We start from the raw sequence: 17153 nt of genomic DNA on the forward strand, positions 1-17153 counted from the left end.
CAGTCTACGTGAAGCCGGATAATACAGCGTAAATAAGATGTATGTTAAACAATCGATTATGCTGGTTGTGGATACAGTGTTCACGTCTGCGTGTGTCTTGAAGAGGTAAGCGTTTGTGATTCCAGACTATGATATCCGGGTTTACAGCCATCCCGATCAGCTCTCGCCCCAATGGCCGGCGGCCGGAGCGGTCACGGATGCCCGGCAGTATATTTTCCAGACAACCACATTCCTGCGGACCTGGCTGGCATCCTACGGTACCCGGCCGGGCAACCGGCTTTGCCTGGTCGAAGTCTGGGATCTCTCCGGAAATCCGCTGTGCTTTCTGCCGCTCGGCATCTCGTCGCGGCATGGCGGGCGCATCCTTACCTTCGTCGATGATGGCGTGGCCGATTACAATGCACCAATCCTCTTCCCCAACGGCGATGAGTGGACGCGGACAGCGGCGGAACGGCTGTGGAGCCGGATTGCAGAGGCCCTGCCGCCGTTTGACATGGCGATCTTCGATAAAATGCCGGAGCAAATCCGCGACCGCACGAATCCGCTGTTCCTGCTGGCCGGCGAGATGAACGGCGAGTCGTGCCATCTGACGAACCTCAAGCGCAGCTGGCCGGAGATTGATCAGTCGCAGCCGGGGTCGAAAAACCTGAGGAACCGGCATCGGGCGCTGGAACGGCTGGGCGAATGCCGGCTGCTGATTGCGGCGACGGCGGAAGAACGCGCCTTTGTGCTTGAGACGCTGCTTGCCCAGAAACAGCGCCGTTTTGAAGAAACGCAGGTGCCGGGTTTCGACAAGGAGCCGGAAAAACAGAGCTTTTTTACACTGGGAACGGACAATTTCGCCGCAGCAAATGCGCTGCACCTGTCCGCGCTTGTGGTGAACGGCCAGGTTATCGCGGCGATGTGGGGATTGGTTGAAGGCAGGCACTATTACGGGCTCGTCTTCACATTCGAATCCGGCGAATGGTCGAAATATTCTCCGGGGCGGGTGCTGCATTACCTGCTGCTGCGCCATTTGCTCGATGGCGGCTATGATTGCCTGGATCTTGGCATCGGCGACGAGCCGTGGAAGCTGAACTGTTGTGACGTCACCATCGACCTGAAAAAGATGACGCTTGTCCGCACCGCGCGCGGGCGGGTCATCGCAACGCGGTTGCGCGTGATGGAGAGGCTGCGTGCGACGCCCCTGTGGCAGAAACTCAGGCCGCTCAAGTGGACGGTCTTACGCGCGTTGCGCTGATGCCATAAGAGATAACATATTGAATGCGCCATTGCGGGATGGCGGTGCATTGTAGCGGTTTCCAGACTGGGGCAGGACTTGATTGATGGCCGTATCGATTATCATGAAAACGCTGAACGAAGAAAAACGCATTGCAGCGGCGATTGAAAGCGCATTGCAGGCCCTGCCGGGCGGCACGGTCGAAGTCATCGTGGCCGATAGCGGTTCCACCGACCGGACGGTCGAAATCGCCATGCAGTATCCGGTGACCGTGGCGCAGATCGTTAATCCGGCCAAACCCAGCTGCGGCATCGGTCCGCAACTGGGCTTCCAGTACAGTCATCACGATCTCGTCTGCCTCATGGATGGTGACATGCTGCTCGACAAGGATTTCCTTGGCGCGGCCATCGCGTTTCTCGATGCCAATCCCCGGGTTGCGGGGGTGACGGGACATGTGGTGGAAATGAATGTCGACAATCTCGAATTCACCCGCCGGGTGCGCCGCGTGTCGCCGGAAAACCGGACGGGATCGATTGACCGCATGAATGGCGGTGGCCTTTACCGCCGTGCTGCCATTGCGGAGGCCGGCTATTTCTCCGACCGCAATCTGCACGGCTATGAGGAATTCGACCTGGGCGTGCGTCTGCGGTCGCTCGGGTGGGAGCTGCACCGGCTTGACCGCCGTTTCGTCGCGCATTTCGGCCATTCCATCAATGCCTACACCTTGCTGGTGCGGCGCTGGCGCTCGAAATATCTGCGGGGCGTCGGCGAATTGCTGCGCGCCGCGCTTGGCCGTCCCCATTGGAACAAGCTGGTGCACGAGCTGCCGGAACTTCGCCTGTGGGCCGGGGTGTATCTGTGGTGGCTGGTGATGATCGGGCTTCTGGTTTTCCTGCCCGACAAGACGATAGCCCTATTGATCGATGCGGTCCTGATCATCCTCGTCATTGCCGCGATGAGCCTGAAGCAGCGCAGCCTGTCGCTGGGCGTCTATGCCGTTGTCGCCTGGTGTTTCCATGCCGCCGCCCTGCCGCTCGGCTTTTTCCATCCCCGCCGCCAGCCCGATGACTGGATCGAGAGCCAGGTCGTTTCCAAGGACAACTAGGCTGCCCTCAAAGACACAGGAATGCACCGCATCATGCTGAGACTGGCTGCCCTTGCTCTCGCTTTCCTGCTGCTTACCGGGGCGTCCCGGGCTGACGATGTCTGGTTGCCGGTGCGCGAGGTCTCGCTCGAGCTGCAAAGCGGCAGCCCGCTCGATTTTTCGGCGCTGCTGCCCAATCCGCCGATCAACGAGCAGAGCCGGATCGTCATCAACGCAGCCGGACGCCTGGCCCGTGCGGACGCGCCGGCCAATCCCCAGCGCTTCCTGTGCGCGTCGCTGGGCTGGAGCCCGGCTTCCGGCGGCTTTCCCGACCATGACGGGGCCGACCGTTATGCCCGGCAACTGAAAATGCATGGATACAACATCGCGCGTTTTCATTTTGTCGATGCCGCGCTGATGTTCGGCCGTACCGCCGATTTCGATTTCGATCCGGAAACCATGGACCGGTTCCGCTACCTGATGGCGGCGTTGAAGCGCAACGGCATTTACTGGATGATGGACGGTCTCAGTTCCACCCGCGGCGCCTATGGCGGCTATGACGATCGCTGGAATCTCGCCGGTGAGATGAAGCTTGAGGTCCAGATCGACGAAAAGACCTTTCAGCATTGGCTGAAATTCCAGCAACTGGTGCTGGCAACGGTCAATCCCTATACGGGGATCGCGCCGATTCGCGATCCGGCTCTGGTGGCGATCATCCCGTTCAACGAAAACAGCATCGAGTTTGACAGTGTCCTGCATCAACGCGAGGGCCAGCCGCAATATTCCAGGCTTTTGCAACCGGTGTTCAATACATGGTTGCAAAAGCGCTATGGGACCACGGCGGAGCTGTCCAAGGCGTGGGGTGGGGTCGCGGCGGGCGAGCGGCTGGAGGACGCAACGATCGGCCTGCCGGCGAGTCGTTATGAAAAGACGCCGCGCATGCGCGACCTGCAGGCCTTTTTCATCGACGTGGAAACACGTTCCGCCGAACGCATGACGGCAGCGCTTCGCGCCCTCGGTTTCAGGGGCGTGGTGGCGCCCTACAACAACTGGCCGGGTGTCCAGACGAGCCTGTCGCGGTCGGGACAGCAGGCGGTGGCGATGAACACCTATCAGGACTGGATCGGCGGGTATGAGCCGGGCCGTTCGCTTGAGCAGAAGAGTTCGCTTGCCGACGCGGCGGCCTATATGCGGATGCTGGCTGGGGCCCGCTGGCTGGGCCGTCCGTTCATGGTCACGGAGTACGACCATCTTTTCTGGAGCCATTACCGCTACGAAGCCGGCATTGTCATGCCTGCCTACGCGGCATTGCAGAACTGGGACCTGCTGTGCCGCCATGGGCACGGACCCATCGTGCTGGCCTATGGCGAGGATTTTGCCCATAAACGCCAGATGCTGCCCTATGCCATTGCGCTCGATCCGGTTGCGCGGGCGGGCGAAACCCTGGCCGCCCTCTTGTACCGGCGCGGCGATGTGCTGGGCTCACCGGCGTCCATTCCCTTCCGCATGCGCGGAGTGGAGGATTTGACGCAGAACATGTATGAGCGGGAACCCGATGCATTGACCGCGCTTGCCCTGCTGGCGGCAATCGGGTTGCAGAAGGATGCACCATCGGCCCCGGCCAGTGCGCTGACGGTGGCATCGCCCCGCGATCCCGCGGCCGCTGCCACGATCCTCTCCGCTCTGCGCGACAGCAAGCTGCTCGACCCGGAAAACGGCACGGACGCGGGCAAGGGCATTTTTGAGAGCGTCACGAATGAGATCAGCCTTGACCGGAACAGGCTGCGCATGACGGTGAAAACCGGGCGGACGGAGGCGATTGCCTTTGCCGATCTCACCGATACGGTCACGCTCGCCAATCTGACCGTGGGCAATGCCGTGGGCAGGGGCCTGTTTGCCGTTTCAGCGCTGGATGACCAGCCGGTCGGCAGCAGCCGCCGCCTGCTGGTGATCTACGCGACCGATGCGCAAAACACCGCCATGCGGTTTTCGGACAGGGAAGAACGGGTTATCGCCGATTATGGCCGCTTGCCCGTCCGGATCAAGGCGGGCAGTGTCGACTTCTCCCTGCCGGGGAAAGGGCGTTGGACCATCTCGCCGGTCGGATTGGACGGCAGGGTGCAGCCAGCGGTTGCCCGGGGCAGCGGTGCCGTCGCAACACGGCTTTCCAACGCCGGGCCCAAGGGACCCACCACCTATTTTCTCATCGAGCGGCAATAGTATCAGAAGAAGTCCGACACAAGCCGGCTCCAGGATTCGCCCGCCAGTCCGCCGACATATATATCGTTGCGGTTGATGGCGTTGAGCACACCGGGATGGCGTGTGCTGACGCAGGTGTGGGCGCGGTGCCTGTAAACCATCGCTCTTTGGCGGGACAGGGCATCGAGTTGCCCGGGCTGCACATGGCCGCGTGCGGCAACAAGCCCGGACTGTTCCAGATGATACATCATGCGGTTGATCACAACCGCCTCCTCCCCCTTGCGGGAAAAGACGTTCAACACCTGGGCAATCATTCCGGGGCGCCCGAAATAGATGAAGCAGCCGATCAACTCGGCATTCCGGTTCCAGACCGAACGGATATTCAGGTCTCCGAGGCCCGTATTCTGTCTGGCAATATCCAGAATCCAGTTCAATTCAGCCGGTGACCAGACGGGGCGAACCGGGTAGGCGGACAGAAAGTCTTGAACGGTGGACACGAACAGGTCCGTGGACATCGCCTCGTCATGTATTCCCGTGCCGGGCTCGACATGCAGCGCCGGTGTCATGCGTCTGACGATATGGTCGAGCGGGCGGGCTATCGGCAGGCGTGCAGCATAGCGGCCAAGGGTTGACCGTCTGGCGGCCAGCTGGGCAAAAAACGCGGCAGGCTGAAAAATCCGGCACCAGTCCAGGCCGTGGACCGGCAACAGCGCCGCGCGTGCCGCCTTGAACGCTCCGGCGCTGGCGGGAGATGCGCTGTCGGTAAAACAGAGGTCCTGATTGCGCGGCCGCAGGATCAGCGCCAGCTCGGCAGCGCCATGGCAGCGCATGTCGGGATCGGTCATGAAAGCGCAGAGGAGACGTGCCGTTATAATCTCGCCGTCGACCACATACTGCATCGGCACGGCCGAGATGACGCTGCTTATCTGGCCGGACGGTGTCTCGTGAACAATGCTGCCATGTTGCTGCTGGTAGATCGGGCTGCCGAAAAACAGCTGTTCAAAGTAATCGTTGAAAGCGTTGCTTGAACTGATGGTGCGCTTGCGGAAGATTTTATAGAACAGCCGTCCGACCTGAGGAATATCGTCCACCGTCATCGGACGTATCTGTCTTCCCCGTTCCATCCCCATCCCCATGCAGATTATTGTTGCGACTAACAGTCCGCACTATCTCGATGATCGAAGCCCTTAGTCAATGCAACCAAGCCGCGATTTTTCAATTCTGACGGGAAGAAATTTTACGTGGTAAACGATCTCTCCTGTGCGGCAATACGGCTGTTGCGCGCCAGACGAAGAAGAACGAGCCATGCGGCGATCATGATGGCGATTTCGATGACATAAATCGAGATGAAGGTTCCGAGCGGCGGCGCGACCCAGGTGGCCCAGGCGATCAGTCCCGCACCAAGCGCATTGGCGGTGTTGAGAATCGCCGCCCGGGGGCCGTGATATCCCGCCGCCCCAAGCGCATCGACAGCGACCGACCAGATGGCAACGAAGACCACCGTTCCGCTCAAAATCCGGCAGAACGAGACCAATGACACATATTCGCTGCCGAAGAGGATGGGCAGGAACGGGGCAATAATGAAGATTGCAAGAGCCGAGCCGATGCCGATACCGAGGGCGGCCAGCAATATTTTCTTGGTCCGTCCGATCGCGTTGTGAATGCCGTCGACGCTCAGGCGGGCAAGACCCGGATAGACGAGGCGGTTCATGGCATCGATGGAGAGATAGCTGCTGTCAACGATACGGCGCACGACGCCGTAGCTGCCGACGACCTCGGGATTGGCCATGATGCCGAGCATGAGAAGGTCGACGTTCTGGCGGATGGCGCGGAAGATGAAGGGCGTGGCAAACAGAATGCCGAGGCGGATTTCCTCGCGCACGATCCGGTATTGCGGCCGGCCGAGTTTGCGCAGTGACCACATATAGGCGATGAGGACCAGCACATGGGCCGTGAATTGCCATATGGCCCAGTCAACCAGGCTGGTCACGCCGAATACCAGACAGGCAAGCGCCGCAGCAGCGGTCCGGGCAAAGGCGAAGCCGACCACGGAGCGGTTGGCGGCGGCAAATTGCGAATGGCCGATGAAAATCTGTTCGGTCAGGAGGATGATGCGGACCAGGATGACGTTGGTGATGAGGATCAGCAGGATCGCGATGACATTCTCGACAGGATCGGGCGAAAGCTTCATCCAGAAGGGCAGGATGGCGATCCCCAGCAGCACCAAAACGACGCCGCTCGTCAGCGTCAGGATGAGGTTGTGCCCCATCATGACGGGATACATCGCGTGGTCGCGCGCCACCCGCCGCACCAGGCATTCCGAGGCGCCGAGGCCGCACAGATGCACGGCAATGCTGGTGACCGCCGTCACGGAAACGAAGACACCGAATTCGACGGCGCCAAAGGAGCGTGCAAGAATGGCGAATGTCACCAGCTGCGCCGCATTGGCGATCAGCAGGCTGCCGCTCGACGCCGCATAGGACATGATCATCGGCAGGAGCCGCGGCAATCCGCCGATGATCTGCGCAGCATTCAACTTCTTCATGTTCTGAAACCTGGGCGGAGGGCTGACATTTTCATCTTTATTGTTCAGCGGACCAAAAGGAGATAGCCATTTATTAACCAAAATTTGCAATCTATCGTTTAGATATACATTACCATTAAACCGTTACGGTTTGATTGATGCTTACAGAGTATTGCTGAATGTACAAACTGCGTGACGCGACGGGCAAACTGCAGCCGGCAGCTCCTATCAAGGGACCTGTCGTCGAACCTCCCGTGCGTGACGCGCGCAAACCAGCCCCTGCCACTTCCTTCTCTCTGCCGCACATCGACGTAAGCTTGCTGATTTCCTGGCTGCTTGCCCGGTGGTACTGGGTTTTGATCGGGGCTGTCGTCGGTGCGCTGATCGGCATCGGTTACGGGATGGGCGCGAAGCCGCGTTATACCGTCTATACGGACCTGCTCGTGCCGCCGGCCAATCTCCAGGTCCTGCCGAACGACATCTACGTGCAGAACCAGCAGGGCGACACGCAGCTGCTTGACGTTGAAAGCAAGATGCTGGTGCTGACCTCCGGCAATGTGCTGCGGCGCGTTGTCAGCGAGCTTGGCCTTGCCAGCGATCCGGAATTTGTCGGCACCGACGGTCCCGGCCTCAGTCTCGGGTCGCTGTTCGGCGGCAAGCCGGCGGTTGCCGACAAGACGCTGGCGGCCATGCGCAGCCTGTCCGAGAGAATAACCGCCCGCCGCCAGGAGCGTTCCTACATGGTCACCATCGCGGCCTGGGCCAACAATCCCGATATGGCGGTCCGTATTGCCAATGCCCTGGCGAAAGCTTTTCAGGAGGAAGTCGCCCAGGCGGAGGCGGATGGCGCCGGACGCGCGGCCTCGGCGCTCACCGACCGCCTGGCGGAGCTGAAACAGAGTGCGTCCGATGCGGAAGCCAAGGTGGCCGAATTCAAGCGCGATCACGGTCTCCAGACCAGCGCCGGCGAACTGATCAGCTCGCAGTCCATGGCACAGATCAACGTGAAGCTGGTGGATGCCAATGCCCGGCTGGTCGAAGCACAGTCGCGCTACAATGAACTGACGGCCTCGACACCCAGCCAGACAAGCCCGTCGGCGACATTGCAGTCGCCCACGCTCGCCAGCCTGCGCGCCCAATATGCGACGGTCAAGCAGACGGTCGATTCCATGTCGATCACCTACGGGCCGCGTTATCCCGGACTGATCCGCGCCAGATCGCAGCTGGGTGGACTTGAGCAGCAGATATCGCAGGAAACCGGGCGCATCCTGCGGGCCGCCCAGGTCGATCTGGATCAGGCAAAATCCGTCGTCGATGCGCTGAAGCAGCAGGCGGCAAGTGCGCGCTCCTCCGTTTCCATGGACAATGACGCACAGGTGCGGCTGAACGATCTGGAGCGCGATATGGCGACGAAAATCGCCATCTACCAGACCTTCCTGACCCGGGCCGGCGAAACGACGGAGCGCCAGCAGCTCAACAGCACCAATATCCGGGTGATCTCGTCCGCCATACCGCCGCTGCGCCGCAGCTGGCCGCCGCGCACGGCGCTGCTTGCCGGTGGCGGAGCATTCGCCGGATTGGGCCTGGGCGCTTTCCTTGCCGTGGCTACCGGCCTGCTTGGGGTCATGCGCGCCGAGCGCAAGGCAAAGAACAGGTAAGCAGGATACGTTCTTTTATGGGAACAATCGAAACCAGAGCTGCGCCCACGACCACTGCTGCGGGTGGTGTCGGCGCGTTGCTGTTTGTGGCGATTTTTCTGTTTTTCTGGATTACCACAACGCCCTATGTCGATCTGACGGGTGACGCTTCCGTCGATCCGAGCGCTGGAAACTCCAATCTGGTCAATCAGCTTGTCACGCTGGTTCTCTCGGCAGGCTTGATCGGCTATGGGCTCAGCAGCCCGATGCGCCGGACGATCATGCAGCCGCGCGCGCTGATCGTTCTGCTGTTCGCCTGGTTCATTCTGGTCTCCGCACTGTCCGCGCATCCGGATATCGCCCTCAAGCGCATCGTCCTTGCCATTCTGGTGTGCGTGAACGCCAGCATCTTCCTGCTGTTGCCGCAGTCCGACCGGCATTTTGCCAAGCTGCTCGGCCTTGCGACGCTCATCATGCTGGGCTTTGCCTATTTTGGCGTCATCGCCCTTCCCACACGGGCCATTCACCAGGCATCGGAAATCCGCGAGCCGATGAATGCGGGTTTCTGGCGCGGTCAATTTCCCCACAAAAATGTTGCGGCGGCTGTCATGGTGATGGCGGTGTTCTTCGGACTGTTTGTCCACAGCGCGGGCCAGAGACTGGCGGGTATTGCCATCATCGTCCTCTCGGTGATGTTTCTGCTGCACACCGGCGGCAAGACATCCACTGCCGCATTGCCGGGTGTTCTCATCCTTGCCTGGATATTCGAGCGCTGGAAGTGGACCCGGGCGCTGATCGGTATTGGCGGGATTGCCGTGTTCAATATTCTTGCCGTCGGATCGGCGGTGTTTGAACCGATACGGTCTCTCATCACCGCTGCCGGCATAGACGCGACTTTTACCAACCGGACGGACATCTGGCGTTTTGCCTTTTCCGCCATCGCCCAAAAGCCCTTTACGGGGTATGGATTCCAGTCGTTCTGGCAGACCGAGGAACTGGTCTACAGTGGCGGCAAGCTCGAGACATGGGCCGTTGCCGCCTATAATGGCCATAACGGCTATCTGGATACACTTTTGACAACCGGGATACCGGGGCTGGTTCTCACGCTTATATGGTTGCTTTTCCTGCCGCTGCGCGACATAGGCAGGGCGGATGCGACATCCAACAATTCGGCCCTCACACGGCTTTTTGTTCGCATCTGGCTTTACGGGATCTATACGGCCTGCGTGGAAAGCATGTTCTTCCAGAGTGGCAGCCCGTTATGGTTTGCATTCCTCTTCGCCGTGTTCGGCCTGCGCCTGCAAGCCAATGCGAACATTGTCAGCCCACCATCCTCGCAAGGTAAATTGACGGTCGCCCATGCCTGACATTCTGAAAAAGCTGGACTATTGGTCGGACCGGATCACCGACAGGCTGATGCGCCGGATGCCGGGGCCGCGCCTGCACATACCCGTGTCGCGCCCGGTCGTGTCCTTTACCTTCGATGATGTGCCTGACACGGCGCTGACCAACGGCGCACGGATATTGGAAGGCCATGGCGTGCGCGGCACGTTCTACATCGCCGGGTCGCTGGAAGGACAGATTGAACCCGGGCGCAGGCTCATTTCCCGCGACGGATGCCGGGCCCTGGCGCAGCAGGGGCATGAGATCGGCTGCCACACATTTTCCCACACGAAGGTGTCTCATATGGGCAACCGGCGGCTTGCCGCCGATCTGCAGCGCAACAAGGCCTATCTCGACGGCCTTGCGCCGCAGGAGCATCGCCGCAATTTCGCCTATCCCTACAATGCCGGCTCGTTCCGGGGGCGCGGCATTTTCGGCAGCCGTTTTGAAACCTGCCGCGCCGGCGGCGAACGCATCAATCGCGGCGCCGTCAATCCGGCCTTTCTCTGGGGCGTGGAAATCCGCCAGCCGGAAAGCCATGCGCTCGGTTTGACCCATTGGATCGATACTTTGATCGCGGAGCCTGGCTGGCTCATCTTTTTCACGCATGATATCGCGCCGCAGCCGACGCCGTTTGGCTGCACGGCGGACACATTCGAACGCCTCGTTGCCTATACGCTGGCGCGCGGCTGCACGGTCCTGCCGGTACGCGACGCGCTGGAACAGTTCAGCGCGGAAAGGCATTCGTCGTGAAAGCATCCGCCCATACGAAGCGCCTGCTGGCGATCAACAACTATTTCTACCGGCGCGGCGGTGCCGAAGCGATCTTTCTCGAGCACATGCAGCTCTTTTCCGAGATCGGCTGGGAGGTCATTCCCTTTGCCATGCAGCATCCGGACAATGACGCCTCGCCGTGGTCGGAGCATTTTGTCTCTGAAATCGAATATGGGCGGGAAAGCAGCCTTTTGACCAAGGTCGCCCAGGCCGGCAAGATCATCTACTCCTTTGAAGCGCAGCGCAGCATCGAAGCGCTGATCGGGCAGGCCCGGCCCGACATCGCCCACGCCCACAATGTCTATCATCATCTTTCGCCCTCGATCTTTGCCACGCTGAAAAAGGCGGGTATCCCGACCGTGATGACCGTGCATGACCTGAAGCTCGCCTGTCCCGCCTACAAGATGCTGGTTGACGGCCATGTCTGCGAGGAGTGCCGCGGCGGCCGGGTCTATAATGTCGTCCGGCACCGCTGCATCAAGGGCTCGCTTGCCCTCAGCGGCCTGGTCTTCCTGGAGACCATCGTGCATCGCGGGCTGGGGCTTTACCGGAACAAGGTGGACAGGTTCGTTGTACCGAGCCGGTTCTACCGTGAGAAGCTGATCGAATGGGGCTGGCCGGCGGAACAGCTCGTCTACATCCCGAACTTTGTCGATACGCAGGAATTCGCCACCGGCTGGAACGAGGGCGACTATTTCGTCTTTGCCGGGCGCCTTGCGCCGGAGAAGGGACTGGTTACGCTGATCCGCGCTGCGGCACTGGCAAAGCAGCGGCTGGTGATTGCGGGAACCGGCCCGGACGAGGCCATGCTCAAGGCCCTTGTTGCGGAACTGGGCGCGGATGTCATGTTCGCCGGATATGTTTCGGGTGAGAATCTGCGCCGCCTGATCGGCGAAGCCAAGGCACTGGTCCTGCCTTCCGAATGGTATGAAAACGCACCCGTCAGCATCCTGGAAGCCTATGCGCTGGGCCGGCCGGTGATTGGCGCGGCCATCGGCGGCATTCCGGAAATGATCCGCGAGGGCGAAACGGGCATGACCGCCATTGCCGGCGATGCGGACGATCTGGCGCGCGCCATCGCCGTTATGGCTGGACTGACGCCGGCGGCGCGTTCGCGCATGGGCATGAATGGCCGCGACTGGATCGCCCGCGACTTCTCGGCGGCTGCCTATCGCGACCGTATGGCCGGGCTCTATGCCACGCTTGGAGTATCGTGATGGCGGATGGACGCGGGGCAGCAAGGCAGCCCACGGTGATGATGCTCGGCCTGCGCGGCATCCCGGAGGTGCAGGGCGGCGTGGAAAAACATGTCGAGGAACTCAGCCGGCATTTTGTCGACAAGGGCTGGGATGTCACGGTTCTCGGCCGCAGGCGCTATCTGCTGACACCCGATCCCTATACGTGGAAGCGGGTAAAAGTGCATCCGCTGTGGTCGCCCGGCTCGGTGAAATTCGAGGCAATCGCCCATACGGCGCTTGGCGTGCTGTTTGCCGCCTATCATCGGCCGGATATTCTGCATATCCATGCCATCGGCCCGGCGCTGCTGACGCCGCTGGCGCGCCTCCTTGGCCTGAAGGTCGTCGTTACCCATCATGGTTATGACTACGACCGGCAGAAGTGGGGCGGCCTTGCCAAGCTCATGCTGAAACTGGGCGAGAAGGCCGGCATGCGCTTTGCCAGCGGACGCATTGCCGTGTCCAACGATATCGCGCGGACAATGGAAAGCCGTTACGGCGTGCCGGTTCAATATGTGCCCAATGGCGTGACGATCCGCCGGAGCCAGGCTGATACGGGCATTCTTGGGAAACTTGGGCTGACGCCGCGGCGCTATATCATGCTGGTTGCCCGCATCGTGCCGGAAAAACGCCAGCACGATCTCATTGCGGCATTTGCCAAACTGGCCGATCCCACGGTCAGGCTGGTTCTGGTCGGCTCGGCCGAATATATGGCGCAGTATTCGCAGGACATCGAAACACGTGCCGCTGATGTTCCCGGTGTGATCCTTGCCGGCATGCAGACGGGCGACGATCTTTCCATCCTCTATGAGAATGCCGGGTTGTTCGTGCTGCCTTCCAGCCATGAAGGCATGCCGATTGCTTTGCTCGAAGCCATGGGCGCGGGACTGCCGGTGCTTGCCAGCGACATCACGGCCAATCTGGAAATCGGCCTGCCCGCGCAGGACTATTTCCCGCTTGGCGACATCGAGCAATTGGCTGCGGCCATGCGGTCAAAGCTCGCCGTGCCGTTCGATCCGCGCAAAGCGGCGGAGCAGGGCGCTCTTGTGGCGGAGCAATATGGCTGGATGAACATTGCGGACCAGACGCTTGACGTTTACAACGCGGTTTTGAAACGCAAGATGCCGAAAGTGCAGGGCTGAATGGGGATGCAAGGGGACATGGAAACGCAACAACGATCTGCCGATCTCCGCGGCGCCAGGTGGCTTTTTCCTGTGATTTCCATGCTGGTTCTTTATCTATCGGCGCCATCTCTCTTTCAGGACCCGCGTTTCTGGGCAGAAGAGGGAAGTGTTTACTATCAGAAGGCTGTCGTTTCGGACTGGAGCTTCCTGTTCACATTCGTTGCTCAAGGCAATTATCAGTTTCTTGCCAATCTATTCGTCTATCTCTCCACCTTTGTCGACATTAAGGCTGCGCCTGTCGTAACAACATATCTTGCAATTGCGACCTTTGGTCTTGTCGCGATGCAACTTGAAACGATTGCGAAACAATACAAGATACCTTTTGAGTTATCGATTTTGTCGCTGTTGGCATTTTGCCTTTCACCAGCAATGACCGAGATATTTGCTACCTCTACCAATGTTCAATGGGTAGCCGCGCTTTCCGTTCTGTTGATGACTATCACGTCATATTCGCAAGCTCGCCCGAGCTGGCGCATCTTGATTTACATTTGGATCGCGGCATGCGGTTTGACCGGTGTTCCGTCCGTATTGCTGGCGCCATTTTTCTTCTTACAAGCCTATCTGAGCAAATCACGTCCGCATTTCATCATGGGCTGTATTCTTGTTCTCTGTGTCGCCATTCAGGCCTTGGTGATCCTTGACCACAATCACCCGGACCGGCAAATCGTGCTTTCGCCAACTCTTCTGTTGGCGCCGTTTCTACTCCAAACGGTATTCACTCAATTCTCGGGGGCAAATCTAACGAATGCTCTCGGCGCATTGATCCTTGAAAATCGCATCTATCTCATTCTGATTATGATTGCGAGCGGCGGTTTGATCGGTTCCTGCCTCTATTTGTCGAGGGATAAGCAGGTAAGAAATGCCGCTGTCATTTTGACCCTTGTGTGTGTGTGCGTGTCGATCGCACAAACTGCCGGGGCCATAGGAACCCTCGAAGATAAAATCAATATGCTGTCTGCCGCCACTGGGGCGCGATATTTCGCTACGGGAATTCTATCGTTGTTGATTTTGGTATCTTTTGCCGGAAGGTTCAATGCCAGACCGTTCGTAGCGCTGGGACTTATCGTAATAGTGGCAAATGGAGCCATGTTTTCTTCCGAGATCCAGAAACAGAGAGCGACGAATTTTCCTTCTTGGAAAGATCAGGTGAAGGCCTGCCAGTTCCCTTGTACGGTTAAAATATGGCCAAACACATGGACTGTAGTCTTGCAGCGCTGACGTGGCCATTTGTTTATCTAGTATGATAGACTAGGGTAGGGTTCCTTAAGACGGTGGAAATAGCGTGTTAAGTGGCGACGAGAGACGTGTGCAACTCGATATTTAAATATGGTCTTTTCGTCCGGCGCCATCGCTGCAAAGGCTCGACATTGAACCACATTGCCATCGTCATTGCTCCTCCTATCAGACAGGTTAAAGCACCAAGATATTAATCGGGTTCTGTTGTGTCGGATTGACCCAGATTCGACGCCGTGCTTGAACACTTCGGATAGCGGAGGATTACCCTTATGGATTTGCGTCATACAGCGTTAAATGGGTTAAATCTAAAGGGAAAAGCGATTTTGGAGATCGGCCCGCTGAATAGGCCGCTTGTTCCCCGTAGTGTTGGGAAGGTCTATTACGCGGATCACTGTTCAACTGAAGATCTCAAGAAGAAGTATCACGGCAATCCTGATGTACCTGAACAGGACATATGTAGCGTCGATATCAATCTTTTGGAAAGGACCTTACCCGATGCGGGTAAGGATTTCGGTCCCTTCGACTTTGTCGTCGCGAGTCATGTCATAGAACACGTTCCCAATCTTGTCGGATGGCTTCGAGATATTCACGCTGTTTTGCAGAACGGTGGCGTTCTCGCGCTCGTTATTCCCGATAAGCGGTATACTTTTGATTTCTTTCGGCGCGATACTGAGGCTTGGATGATTGATGAGGCGGAGGCGGAGCAGCGATGGAGACCCAGCCTCAGGCAGGTCATCGATCATTTTACCAATATAGTTCATGCCGATTGCGGGGCACTATGGTCCAATGTTGGAGCGTCTTCAAATTTTCGGCCACAGATTGCTGCTGAAGCAATTGAGGGCCTTATAGCGCAATACCAAGCAGGCAAATATATCGACACTCATTGTTGGATGTTCCGCCCCGACAGCTTCAAGCCTTTGCTGGAAGAAGTGTTCCGCCGTTATCAAATAGGCTTTAAGGTCGGTAGAATAGTCCCTACTCCGTTTAATCAGTTGGAATTCTACTCACAACTGACAAAAATCTGATTTCCGTTTGGTGATGGTATTCAATGTGAGATGACAGACAATGCCGTGGTTCACACGGTATGCTCAATATGGTTAATTGCGCATCGCCAGTCAAAGATCGACTAGGGAACGCCCAAGCAGGAACGCGTGAGGAACATGTTACTGCCTAAATTGTAGATTTATGGTGATCCCGACTGGATTCGAACCAGTGGCCTACAGATTAGGAATCTGTCGCTCTATCCTACTGAGCTACGGGACCATGCGGCCAGACATACTGTTTTTCCGCGGCAACGCCAAGTCTGAAGATGCGCGAAATGCACGCATCTTCAGGGGCCGCGCCTCAAAATGTCAGGATGCGGCGGGAAGGGCGCTTTCGGCCAGTTGCACCCAATAGCTGATGCCGTGGGGAATGGCGTCGTCATTGAAGTCATAGGCCGGGTTGTGCAGCGAGGCGCTCTCGCCATTGCCGATGAACATGAAGGCGCCGGGGCGCGCTTCCAGCATGTAGGAGAAATCTTCCCCCGCCATCATCGGGGCGACCTCCAGATTGACGGCATTGCTGCCGGCAACGCTCTGCGCCGTGCGCGCGGCAAATTCCGTCTCCTGGTCGTGATTGAAGGTGACGGGGTAATTGCGGTCGTAGTCAATCCCCGCGACAGCGCCGAGAGCCGTCGCCACGCCCTCGGCCACTTCGCGCAGGCGCTTCTCGGCAAAATCGCGCATTTCGGAGCGCAGCGTGCGCACCGTGCCTGCCAGCTCGGCCTTCTGCGGGATGATGTTGTGTGCATCGCCCGCATGGAATTTGGTGACGGACAAAACAACCGAATCCAGCGGATCGGTGCCGCGCGAGACGATGGTCTGCAGCGCGTTGACAAGCTGGGCGCCGATGACAACCGGGTCGATCGTGCGGTGCGGCTGCGCCGCGTGGCCGCCGCGGCCTTCGATGGTGATGTTGAATTCGTCGGTTGCCGCCATGATCGGCCCCTTGCGGATGGCGAACTGGCCGACGGGCAGGCCCGGCGTGTTGTGCATGCCGTAGACTTCGGAGATCGAGAAGCGCTCCATCATGCCCTCCTTGACCATCTCGCGGCCGCCGCCGCCGCCTTCCTCCGCCGGCTGGAAGATCACCGCGACCGAGCCCTTGAAATTGCGGGTTTCGGCGAGGTACTGCGCCGCGCCGAGCAACATGGCCGTATGGCCGTCATGGCCGCAGGCATGCATCTTGCCGGGGGTTTTCGATGCATAGGGCTTGCCGGTGATTTCATGCAAGGGCAGCGCATCCATGTCGGAGCGCAGGCCAACCGTCTGTCCTTCGCCATGGCGTCCGCGAATGATGCCGACAACGCCGGTCCGGCCGATGCCGGTGGCAACCTCGTCGACGCCGAAGCTCCGCAGCTTGTCCGCGACAAATTTCGCGGTCTCGTGGACATCGAACATCAGTTCCGGATTCTCATGCAGATGGCGGCGCCACCGGGAGACTTCTTCCTGCATTTCGATGGCGCGGTTGAGCAAGGGCATAGTGTTGAAACTCCAAACGTGCGAACTACATCTGACAATTCAGTGAACAGTTCAAAGGTGTTTTGCCTTTTGCCTGCCACATAGGATAGATAAGGCCATTGCGACCCGGCGGGAAGCCCGGCAATGAAATCACAAGGCCATTTCCCTGGTTCTTTA

General features: G+C 59.0%; 13 protein-coding genes and 1 tRNA gene. 10 read left to right on the forward strand and 4 right to left on the reverse strand.

Annotated features, from left to right (window positions below):
* The first annotated feature begins 115 nt into the window (after window positions 1-115).
* The 3 genes from C5750_RS14010 to C5750_RS14020 all read left to right on the forward strand — a co-directional run bounded on the left by C5750_RS14010 (window position 116) and on the right by C5750_RS14020 (window position 4523).
* Complete coding sequence (locus tag C5750_RS14010) at window positions 116-1240, forward strand: GNAT family N-acetyltransferase (protein WP_105734477.1); 1125 nt, start codon at window positions 116-118, stop codon at window positions 1238-1240.
* Between the two features lie 85 nt (window positions 1241-1325).
* On the forward strand, window positions 1326-2324 hold the full coding sequence (locus C5750_RS14015; protein WP_105734478.1) for a glycosyltransferase family 2 protein: 999 nt from the start codon (window positions 1326-1328) through the stop codon (window positions 2322-2324).
* 33 nt (window positions 2325-2357) lie between these two features.
* Window positions 2358-4523: a glycoside hydrolase gene (locus C5750_RS14020; RefSeq protein ID WP_105734648.1), complete on the forward strand. Its 2166-nt coding sequence runs from the start codon at window positions 2358-2360 to the stop codon at window positions 4521-4523.
* 2 nt (window positions 4524-4525) lie between these two features.
* On the opposite strand, the gene C5750_RS14025 is transcribed toward C5750_RS14020, so the two are convergent.
* Window positions 4526-5626: a GNAT family protein gene (locus C5750_RS14025; protein WP_158531336.1), complete on the reverse strand. Its 1101-nt coding sequence runs from the start codon at window positions 5624-5626 to the stop codon at window positions 4526-4528.
* Window positions 5627-5739: 113 nt separating this feature from the next.
* The gene (locus tag C5750_RS14030; RefSeq protein ID WP_105734480.1) at window positions 5740-7047 is read right to left on the reverse strand and encodes a lipopolysaccharide biosynthesis protein; all 1308 of its coding nucleotides are present in this window, start codon (window positions 7045-7047) and stop codon (window positions 5740-5742) included.
* A 158-nt stretch (window positions 7048-7205) separates the two neighbouring features.
* On the opposite strand from C5750_RS14030, the gene C5750_RS14035 reads away from it, so the two are divergent.
* From C5750_RS14035 to C5750_RS14065, 7 genes are all read left to right on the forward strand, one after another.
* Entirely contained in the window at window positions 7206-8684 is a 1479-nt protein-coding gene (locus C5750_RS14035; RefSeq protein ID WP_105734481.1) for a GumC family protein, read from the forward strand.
* Between the two features lie 17 nt (window positions 8685-8701).
* Window positions 8702-10030, forward strand: coding sequence for an O-antigen ligase family protein (locus tag C5750_RS14040; RefSeq protein WP_105734482.1), 1329 nt, complete (start codon window positions 8702-8704; stop codon window positions 10028-10030).
* On the forward strand, window positions 10023-10799 hold the full coding sequence (locus C5750_RS14045; protein WP_105734483.1) for a polysaccharide deacetylase family protein: 777 nt from the start codon (window positions 10023-10025) through the stop codon (window positions 10797-10799). Before C5750_RS14040 ends, C5750_RS14045 begins: the two co-directional genes overlap by 8 nt.
* Window positions 10796-12037: a glycosyltransferase family 4 protein gene (locus tag C5750_RS14050; RefSeq protein ID WP_245421100.1), complete on the forward strand. Its 1242-nt coding sequence runs from the start codon at window positions 10796-10798 to the stop codon at window positions 12035-12037. Before C5750_RS14045 ends, C5750_RS14050 begins: the two co-directional genes overlap by 4 nt.
* The gene (locus tag C5750_RS14055) at window positions 12037-13197 is read left to right on the forward strand and encodes a glycosyltransferase family 4 protein (RefSeq protein WP_105734485.1); all 1161 of its coding nucleotides are present in this window, start codon (window positions 12037-12039) and stop codon (window positions 13195-13197) included. The genes C5750_RS14050 and C5750_RS14055 overlap by 1 nt, the downstream gene beginning before the upstream one ends.
* A gap of 18 nt (window positions 13198-13215) precedes the next feature.
* The gene (locus C5750_RS14060) at window positions 13216-14457 is read left to right on the forward strand and encodes a hypothetical protein (protein ID WP_130502084.1); all 1242 of its coding nucleotides are present in this window, start codon (window positions 13216-13218) and stop codon (window positions 14455-14457) included.
* A gap of 287 nt (window positions 14458-14744) precedes the next feature.
* Window positions 14745-15500: a methyltransferase domain-containing protein gene (locus C5750_RS14065; protein WP_105734487.1), complete on the forward strand. Its 756-nt coding sequence runs from the start codon at window positions 14745-14747 to the stop codon at window positions 15498-15500.
* A 161-nt stretch (window positions 15501-15661) separates the two neighbouring features.
* On the opposite strand, the gene C5750_RS14070 is transcribed toward C5750_RS14065, so the two are convergent.
* A tRNA-Arg gene (locus C5750_RS14070) sits at window positions 15662-15738 on the reverse strand.
* Between the two features lie 89 nt (window positions 15739-15827).
* The gene (locus C5750_RS14075) at window positions 15828-16997 is read right to left on the reverse strand and encodes a M20 aminoacylase family protein (protein ID WP_105734488.1); all 1170 of its coding nucleotides are present in this window, start codon (window positions 16995-16997) and stop codon (window positions 15828-15830) included.
* Window positions 16998-17153: the final 156 nt, after the last annotated feature.

Source organism: Phyllobacterium myrsinacearum (assembly GCF_002980555.1).
Taxonomy (GTDB): Bacteria; Pseudomonadota; Alphaproteobacteria; order Rhizobiales; family Rhizobiaceae; genus Phyllobacterium; species Phyllobacterium myrsinacearum.